Source organism: Kitasatospora sp. NPDC043949 (assembly GCF_056435365.1).
In genome coordinates this window covers 150,278-159,159 of sequence record NZ_JBWKEQ010000015.1, presented here as the reverse complement: position 1 = coordinate 159,159, position 8,882 = coordinate 150,278, and the positions used below count along the sequence as shown (strand labels likewise).

At 73.1% G+C, this 8,882-nt stretch carries 4 protein-coding genes, 2 pseudogenes and 2 riboswitches; of the genes and pseudogenes, 3 read left to right on the top strand and 3 right to left on the bottom strand.

The features are described 5' to 3' along the window. The first annotated feature begins 121 nt into the window (after positions 1–121). Together AC07AL_RS15395 and AC07AL_RS15390 are read left to right on the top strand one after the other, a co-directional pair. Positions 122–844 carry a SanA/YdcF family protein gene (locus AC07AL_RS15395; RefSeq protein ID WP_478317632.1) on the top strand — a complete coding sequence of 241 codons (723 nt, stop codon included), beginning with the start codon at positions 122–124 and terminating at the stop codon, positions 842–844. Positions 845–895: 51 nt separating this feature from the next. Further along, positions 896–2,377: a DNA polymerase IV gene (locus AC07AL_RS15390; protein WP_478317631.1), complete on the top strand. Its 1,482-nt coding sequence runs from the start codon at positions 896–898 to the stop codon at positions 2,375–2,377. 147 nt (positions 2,378–2,524) lie between these two features. Here the strand turns inward: AC07AL_RS15390 and AC07AL_RS15385 are convergent, their stop codons facing one another. From AC07AL_RS15385 to AC07AL_RS15375, 3 genes and pseudogenes are all read right to left on the bottom strand, one after another. After that, positions 2,525–4,021: an MFS transporter gene (locus tag AC07AL_RS15385; protein WP_363585306.1), complete on the bottom strand. Its 1,497-nt coding sequence runs from the start codon at positions 4,019–4,021 to the stop codon at positions 2,525–2,527. A gap of 179 nt (positions 4,022–4,200) precedes the next feature. Then, positions 4,201–4,614, bottom strand: a pseudogene (locus tag AC07AL_RS15380) (DUF2382 domain-containing protein); the annotation flags it as partial. 372 nt (positions 4,615–4,986) lie between these two features. Next, a pseudogene (locus tag AC07AL_RS15375) lies at positions 4,987–5,349 on the bottom strand (PRC-barrel domain-containing protein); the annotation flags it as partial. A 223-nt stretch (positions 5,350–5,572) separates the two neighbouring features. After that, positions 5,573–5,676, top strand: a riboswitch (glycine riboswitch). A gap of 1 nt (position 5,677) precedes the next feature. Beyond that, a riboswitch (glycine riboswitch) is annotated at positions 5,678–5,809 on the top strand. Positions 5,810–5,913: 104 nt separating this feature from the next. On the opposite strand from AC07AL_RS15375, the gene gcvP reads away from it, so the two are divergent. Next, on the top strand, positions 5,914–8,814 hold the full coding sequence (gcvP, locus tag AC07AL_RS15370; RefSeq protein WP_363585305.1) for an aminomethyl-transferring glycine dehydrogenase: 2,901 nt from the start codon (positions 5,914–5,916) through the stop codon (positions 8,812–8,814). Positions 8,815–8,882 lie beyond the last annotated feature (68 nt).

Here is an 8,882-nt window from a genome sequence, read left to right as displayed (position 1 = left end):
CATACCCACCCCCACCACCCCCCCCCCCACCCCCCCCCCCCCCCCCCCCCCCCCCCCCCCCCCCCCCCCCCCCCCCCCCCCCCTCGTCGTTGCGCCTGGTGAGGCGATCGAGGGAGGACACGTGGGGTTCGGCACCGGGATAGCGGGTCTGCTGCGGCGTCGGGGCGGGCTGCTGAAGGTCCGGTTTCGGCGGCGGTCCGTGCAGCGCAGGGCCTTCCAGACGGCGACGGTGCTCTGCTCGCTGGCGCTGGTGCCGAGCGCGTGGCTGTGGTGCTCGGCCGGGGACCGGGTCGGCACGGTGGCCGGCGTGCCGTCCGCGCCGGTCGCGGTGGTCTTCGGCGCCGGGCTGGACCAGGGCAAGCCGTCGCCGTACCTGGAGCACCGGCTGAGCGCGGCGCTGGACCTGTACCGGGCGGGGAAGGTGCAGGCGATCCTGGTGACCGGCGACAACGGCCGGGACAGCTACGACGAGCCGGACGCGATGCGGACGTACCTGATCGAGCACGGGGTGCCGGCGGTCCGGGTGGTGGGCGACTACGCGGGCTTCGACACCTGGAACTCCTGCACCCGGGCCCGGCGGGTCTTCGGGGTGGAGCGGGCGGTGCTGGTCAGCCAGGACTTCCACGTCCGCCGGGCGCTGGCCCTGTGCGAGGCGGCGGGCATCGACGCGTACGCGGTCGGGGTGCCGGAACCGCACGACGGCACTTGGCTGTACGGCGGGCTGCGGGAGATCCCCGGGGCGGGCAAGGCGGCGGTCAACGCCTGGCTGCGGCCGGACCCGCTGTTCCTCGGCCCCCGGGAGGACGGCATCCCGAAGGCGCTGGCGGACGCCGCGCAGCGCTAGGGCCTGCCCGGGTTCGTACGCATTGTCGGACCCCTGCGGGATGATCGGCGGGTGCGATCACTGCCGAGCATCATCCACCTCGACATGGACGCCTTCTTCGCGGCGGTGGAGCAGGCGGCCAAGCCGAGCCTGCGCGGCAAACCGGTGGTCGTCGGCGGGCTCGGCGGGCGCGGGGTGGTCTCCACCGCCTCGTACGAGGCGCGGAGGTTCGGGGTGCACTCGGCGATGCCGATGGCGCAGGCGCGCCGGCTCTGCCCCAACGCGGCCTTTCTGAGCGGCCGGTTCGAGGCCTACAGGCAGGTCAGCGAGCTCGTGATGGGTCTGCTGCGCGAGCTGTCGCCGCTGGTGCAGCCGCTCAGCCTGGACGAGGCCTTCGTCGACCTGGAGGCCGGCCCCTACGGTCCGGTGCTGGCGGAGTCCGACCACGAGACCGGGGAGCGGCTGGTGCTCGCCCTGGCGGAGGACCTGCGGGCGGACATCCAGCGGCGCACCGGGCTGACCGGGTCGGTTGGGGCGGCCGGATCCAAGCTGATGGCGAAGATCGCCTCCGAGCAGGCCAAACCGGACGGGCTGGTGCTGATCGAACCCGGGCAGGAACGGGCCGTGCTCGGCCCGATGCCGGTCCGGGCGCTGCCCGGGATCGGGCCGGCCACCGAACAGGTGCTGCGGCGGGCCGGACTGAACACCGTGGCGGACCTCGCCGAGGCGGGGGAGGGCGAACTGGTGCAGCTGCTCGGGCGGGCGCACGGCGCGGGTGTGCACCAGATGTCGATAGGGCTGGACGACCGGCCGGTGGTGGCCGACCAGGACGCCAAGTCGGTCTCGGTGGAGGACACCTTCGAGGTGGACCTCGCCGACCGGGAGCGGGTGCTGCGCGAGGTGGAGGTGCTGGCCGCCCGGTGCGTGCGGCGGCTGCGCGCGGCCGGGCGCTCGGGGCGGACGGTGGTGCTCAAGGTCCGGAGGTTCGACTTCTCGACGCTGACCCGTTCGGAGACGCTGCGCGGGCCCACCGACGACGAGGCGGTGGTCATCGAGACGGCGCGTCGGCTGGCCTCCCAGGTGGACATCACCGGCGGGGTGCGGCTGCTCGGGGTGGGGGTCGCCCAGCTGGCCGACTACACCCAGGAGGACTTGTTCGCGCAGGCCCTGCGGGAGGAGGCGGCCGAGCACGCGGAGGCGGAGGTCGAGACGGCCGAGGAGGAACCGGAGGCGGTCGCGCCGCGCCGCTGGATGCCCGGGCAGGACGTCCGCCATACCGAGCTGGGGCCCGGGTGGGTGCAGGGCAGCGGTGTCGGGCGGGTCACCGTGCGGTTCGAGACGCCGTGGAGCGGGCCGGGGCGCATCCGGACCTTCGCGGTGGACGATCCGGCGCTGGAACCGGCCCGTCCGCTGCCGCTGTGGGGGGCCGAGGGGCCGGAGGAGATGGGGGCGCCCGGGGAGAGGGAGGCGCCGGAGGAGACGGGGGCGCCCGGGGAGAGGGAGACGCCGGGGGAGACGGGGGCGCCGGGGGAGACGGGGGCGCCGGGGGTGTGAAACGCGAAGCGGCCCCGACCGGTGGGGGGGGGAGTACCGGTCGGGGCCGCATACCGTGCCGGACTTCGTGCGGTCGTGATGCCCTCGCGACCGTCCGAAGGCCGGGCCGCCGCGCCCTGTCCCGGAGCGCGGCGGCCGGACGCCTGGTCAGGCGTCGGTCTTGGCCAGCTCGGGGCTGGAGTTCCGCTCGGCCGTCCCGCCCGAGGCGACGACGGTGGCGGCCGGCTTGACGCCGCGGATCAGGAACGGGACGACGCCGGCGACGGCGCAGACGACGGCCGCGGCCCAGAACGCGTGCTTGTAGGCGTCCAGCGTGGGCAGCAGCAGCGGGATCTGCGGCGGCAGCTTCATGGTGTCGCCGGTCAGGATGGCGGCCATCACGGCGGTGCCGATCGCGCCACCGACGGTGCGCAGCACGGCGTTCATGCCGTTGGCGATGCCGCTCTGCTCCACCGGGACGGCGCCGTTGATGTAGGCCGGCATCGCGGAGAACGCCAGGCCGATGCCGAGGCCGAAGATCGCCGAGGAGGTGTAGATGTCGCCCTCGTGGCTGTGCCGCACGGCCAGGTAGGCCATCGCGACGGCACCCAGGACGCCACCGAGGACCAGCGGCAGGCGCGGGCCGCGGCGGGCGATCAGCATCGCGCCGACCGGAGCCGCCACCATCGAGCCGATCGCGGACGGCAGCAGCAGCAGACCGGCGTGCAGGACGGTCGCGGTGAAGCCGTAGTGGGTGAGCTTCTCCGGGGTCTGGGCGAAGTTGCTGATCACCATGAACGAGCCGTACATGCCGAAGCCGATCAGCAGGCCGGCCAGGTTGGTGAAGGCGACGGCCGGACGGGACATCATCTTCATGTCCACCAGGGGGTGCGCGACCTTGGTCTCGATGACCCCCCAGATCAGGGCGACGACGGCGGCCACGGCGAACAGGCCGAGGGTCTTGGTCGAGGTCCAGCCCCAGTGGTTGCCCTGGCTGACCGCGACGAGCAGCGCGGAGAGCCAGCCGGCCAGGGTGAGGGCGCCGAGCGGGTCGGCGCCGCCCTCCTTGTCGGTGACCGGGTCGGACGGGACGCGGAACGCGACCAGGGCGACCGCGATCAGGCCGAAGACCAGGCCCATCCAGAAGATCGACTTGTAGCTCCAGTGCTCCAGCAGGAGACCGGTCGCGACCAGGCCGAGGCCGGAGCCGACACCCATCGAGGCACTGATGGCGGCGACGCCGCCGGTCACCTTCTGCTTGGGCAGCTCGTCGCGGACGATGCTGATCGCCAGCGGGAGCACGCCACCGCCGGCGCCCTGAAGGACGCGGGCGACGACCAGCCAGGTGAAGGAGTGGGTGCTGACCGCCAGTGCCGAGCCGGCGACCAGACCGGCCAGCGAGATCAGCAGCATCGGCTTACGGCCCCGGAGGTCGCCGAAGCGGCCCAGCAGGGGAGTCAGCACGGCGGCGGAGAGCAGGTTGGCGGTCATGAGCCAGGTGACGCTGGACGCGGAGACGCTCAGTTCCTTGGCCAGCGAGGGCAGGATCGGGACGACCGCGGTCTGCACCACGCTGAACGACAGCATCGCCAGGATGAGGGCCGGCAGGACCCGGGCGCTGCTCTGCTTCTCGGCCGCGGTGGTGGGCTGTGGTGCCTCACTCACGGTTGCTTCCTCCCGTACATAGTGAATGAACTGAAGTAACCATGCCGGGAGATACTTCAGAGTGTCAAATATCCATTGGTGACGCTTTGGCAAAATCGAAGGATTCCGGCCGGGCGGCGACCGGGACGAGGCATGCCGAGGGCCCCGGACCGATGGGTCCGGGGCCCTGGGGCGAGGGGTCAGGCGAACGGGCGCAGCACGGCCGGGCGGGGGGCCTCGGCCGCCGGCGTGGCCACCGGGGTCGCCGGGGCGGCGGCGGTGTTGTCGTGGATCTCGACGTGCTCGCGGCGCAGCTCGTCCCGGATCACCTCCTCGGCGGTGTAGCGCTCCACCACCAGGCGGACCCGCTCGATCGGGGTGAGGTACTTGCGGACCACCGGGCGCTCCTCGCGCAGGGTGACCTCCTCCACCGCCTCGGCGATCTCCTTCTCGGTGAGCGAGGCGCGCTCGGCCTCGCTCACCGGCATCCGCTCCACCCGGACGCGCTCGCGGACCACCGGGACGCGGCGCTCGACCTGCTCGCTGGTCACGTACTTGCGCAGCTTCGCGGTGCCCACGATGTGCCAGTCCGTGGTGATGTCCAGGCGCTCCTCGCGGCAGGTGATCTCCACCGGGCCGTTGGGGGACGACGGGGCCGGACCGGTCGAGCGCTCCGAGGCCGGCGGGGCCACGGCCGAGTTCGTGGTCGCGGTGGTCGTCACGATCGGGGCGGGTTGCGGCTTGGGCTCGGTCGTCGTGGGGGCGGCCGCGGGTGCGGGGGTGTTGAGGGTCCGCACGCTGACCTCCGTCGCGGTGCCGGTGGGGTCGGCAGGGGTGGTGGTCGGGGCGGGGTCGAGGGAGTGGAAGGCGATGGGCTTCACGGGCTCGGGCGCCGAGGTGGTGCCGAAGTCGAGGTCGGGGCGCGCGGGTCGGTCGCCGTCCCGGCCGACCGGGCGGTCACTCTCGCGGCCGGCCGGCCGGTCACCCTCACGACTGACGGGCCGGTCACCGTCCCGACCGACCGGGCGGCCGTTCGCCGGGGTGTCCAGGCCGTAGTAGCGGTAGAGCTGGAGCTCCTGGGCGGGCGACAGGTGCTGGCCGACGCCGAAGTCCGGCGACTCCTTCACCAGCGACTTGTCGTACGGCACCCGGAGCTCGTCGCCGGAGAACTCGCTGGTGGTGAGCGGGACGAAGGCGTCCCGGCCGAAGATGCCGGTCCGGACGGCTGCCCACTCCGGCTGGCCGGTGGCGTCGTCCAGGTAGACCTCGTCGACCGTGCCGATCTTGTCTCCGTTGCGGTCGACCGCCTTGTGGCCGATGAGGTCCCGGGGATCGATATCGGTTTGCACTCTTTCCTCCAGTGCGCTGCGCCTGCGGAACTCCCGCAGGACCGTGGCCGGAGCACCCGTTCCGCCTGCCACTTCACACCAAAGGCCATGAATCGGACGGGCGCGACCGGGGTGCGCCGGACGGGCTCCGGGCTGGACCGTCCGGGGGACGCGCGTAGACCCCGAGCGACCCGACGCGACCGTGATCAGGGGGCCTGCCGCTGGTACCCTGGGCGGCGACCGCCGAGCCCGCTCGGGAGAGTCCCCGGCCACGGAAAGCGCTGGTCGGGGCGCCGAAGGAGCAACTCCTCCCCGGAATCTCTCAGGCATCCGTACCGTGTGGGGTAGGTCACTCTGGAAAGCAGGGCAGGACCGTCGGCAGGGAGCCGACGGGCACCACCCTCACCGACGGTGCAAGCCGGCGGCGTGCCCACAGCGCGCCGTGCGGGTGAAGCTCTCAGGTCCCGATGACAGAGGGGGAGGCCTGTCGGGTTCGCCCGCCCGGGTCGAGCCGCTGTCCGCAGCGGCTCCGGCCGGTCGGCGTGCGCACCCCCGCCGGTCCGTGACCAGGAGGCCTCGACCACCATGAACGCCCAGCCGAACGCGGGACGCCCCACCGGCGCCTCGACCCTCACCGAGCTTGAGCTGGCCAGCCCCTTCGAGAACCGCCACATCGGCCCCGACGACGCCGCGCAGCAGAAGATGCTGGCGTCCATCGGCTACGGCTCGCTGGACGAACTCGCCGCCACCGCCGTTCCCGAGGCGATCCGCTCCATCACCGGCCTGGACCTGCCCGGCGGCCGCAGCGAGGCGCAGGTGCTCGCCGAACTGCGCGAGCTGGCGAGCCGCAACCAGGTGCTCCAGCCGATGATCGGCCTGGGCTACTACGGCACCTTCACCCCGCCGGTGATCCTGCGCAACGTCATGGAGAACCCGGCCTGGTACACCGCCTACACGCCGTACCAGCCGGAGATCTCCCAGGGCCGCCTGGAGGCGCTGCTCAACTTCCAGACCCTGGTCTCCGACCTGACCGGCCTGCCGACCTCCGGCTCCTCGCTGCTCGACGAGGGCACGGCGGCCGCCGAGGCGATGGCGCTCGCCCGCCGCGTCACCAAGGTCAAGGGCGGCGTCTTCCTAGTCGACGCCGAGACCCTGCCGCAGACCACCGCGGTGATCAACACCCGCGCGGTGCCGACCGGTGTCGAGGTCGTCGTCGCCGACCTGTCCGAGGGCATCCCGGCCGAGATCGCCGAGCGCGGCGTCTTCGGCGTGCTGCTCCAGTACCCGGGCGCCACCGGTGTGGTCCGCGACCTCACCCCGGTCATCGAGCAGGCGCACGGCCTCGGAGCGATCGTCGCGGTCGCCGCAGACCTGCTGGCGCTGACCCTGCTCGCCTCGCCGGGCTCGCTCGGCGCCGACATCGCCTGCGGCACCTCGCAGCGCTTCGGCGTGCCGATGGGCTTCGGCGGCCCGCACGCCGGCTACCTGTCGGTGCGCGCCGAGTACGCCCGCTCGCTGCCCGGCCGCCTGGTCGGCGTCTCGGTCGACGCCGACGGCAACCGCGCCTACCGCCTGGCGCTGCAGACGCGCGAGCAGCACATCCGCCGCGAGAAGGCCACCAGCAACATCTGCACCGCCCAGGTGCTGCTCGCCGTCATGGCCTCGATGTACGCCGTCTACCACGGTCCGGACGGCCTGGCCGACATCGCCCGCCGCACCCACCGCTACGCGGCCGCCCTCGCCGAGGGCCTGCGGGCCGGCGGCGTCGAGCTGCTGCACGGCGAGTTCTTCGACACCGTCACCGCCGTCGTCCCGGGCCGTGCCGCCGAGATCGCGGCCGCCGCCCGCGCCAACGGCGTCAACGTCCACCAGGACGGCGCGGACCGGATCTCGGTCTCCACCGACGAGACCACCACCCGCGAGCACCTCGCCGCCGTCTGGGCCGCGTTCGGCGTCCCCGCGGTCGAGGTCGCCGAGGGCGCCGACGCGCTGCCGGCCGCGCTGCTGCGCCAGGACGAGTACCTGACCCACCCGGTCTTCCACAGCCACCGCTCGGAGACCGCCATGCTGCGCTACCTGCGCCGCCTGTCGGACCGGGACTACGCGCTGGACCGCGGCATGATCCCGCTGGGCTCCTGCACCATGAAGCTCAACGCGACCACCGAGATGGAGGCCGTCACCTGGCCGGAGTTCGGCCAGCTGCACCCCTTCGCGCCGATCGAGCAGGCCCAGGGCTACCTCAGCCTGATCCGCGAGCTGGAGCGCCAGCTGGTCGAGGTGACCGGCTACGACGCCGTCTCGATCCAGCCGAACGCGGGCTCGCAGGGCGAGCTGGCCGGCCTGCTGGCCGTCCGCGCCTACCACCACGCCAACGGCGACACCCAGCGCGACGTCTGCCTGATCCCGTCCTCCGCGCACGGCACCAACGCGGCCTCCGCGGTGATGGCCGGCATGCGCGTGGTCGTGGTGAAGACCCTGGTCGACGGTGACGTGGACGTCGAGGACCTGAAGGCCAAGATCGAGCAGCACCGGGACAGCCTCTCCGTGCTGATGGTCACCTACCCGTCCACCCATGGCGTGTACGAGACCCAGATCACCGACATCTGCGCCCTGGTGCACGAGGCCGGCGGCCAGGTGTACGTGGACGGCGCCAACCTGAACGCCCTGGTCGGCCTCGCCAAGCCGGGCAAGTTCGGCGCGGACGTCTCGCACCTGAACCTGCACAAGACCTTCTGCATCCCGCACGGCGGCGGCGGCCCGGGCGTCGGCCCGGTCGCGGTGCGCGCCCACCTGGCGCCGTACCTGCCGAACCACCCGCTGCAGCCGGAGGCCGGTCCGGCCACCGGGGTCGGCCCGATCTCGGCGGCGCCGTGGGGCTCGGCGGCCATCCTGCCGATCTCCTGGGCGTACGTCCGGCTGATGGGCGGCGAGGGCCTCAAGCGCGCGACCCAGGTCGCGGTGCTGAACGCCAACTACATCGCCAAGCGGCTGGCACCGCACTTCCCGGTGCTCTACACCGGCCCCGGCGGGCTGGTCGCGCACGAGTGCATCATCGACCTGCGCCCGCTGACCAAGGAGACGGGCGTGACGGTGGACGACATCGCCAAGCGCCTGATCGACTACGGCTTCCACGCGCCGACGATGTCCTTCCCGGTGGCCGGCACGCTGATGATCGAGCCGACCGAGTCCGAGGACCTGCACGAGATCGACCGGTTCTGCGACGCGATGATCGAGATCCGGGCCGAGATCGACAAGGTCGGCTCGGGCGAGTGGGCGGCCGCGGACAACCCGCTGCGCAACGCCCCGCACACCGCCGCCGAGCTGGCCGGCGACTGGGCGCACGGCTACTCGCGGCAGGAGGCGGTCTTCCCGGCGGGCGTGAACCCGGCGGACAAGTACTGGCCGCCGGTCAGCCGGATCGACGGCGCGTACGGCGACCGCAACCTGGTCTGCTCCTGCCCGCCGCTGGAGGAGTACGGCGTCTGATCCGGACCGGACGTACGGCAGGGCCCCGACGGCACGTACCGTCGGGCCCCTGCCCGTTGTCGTCGTTC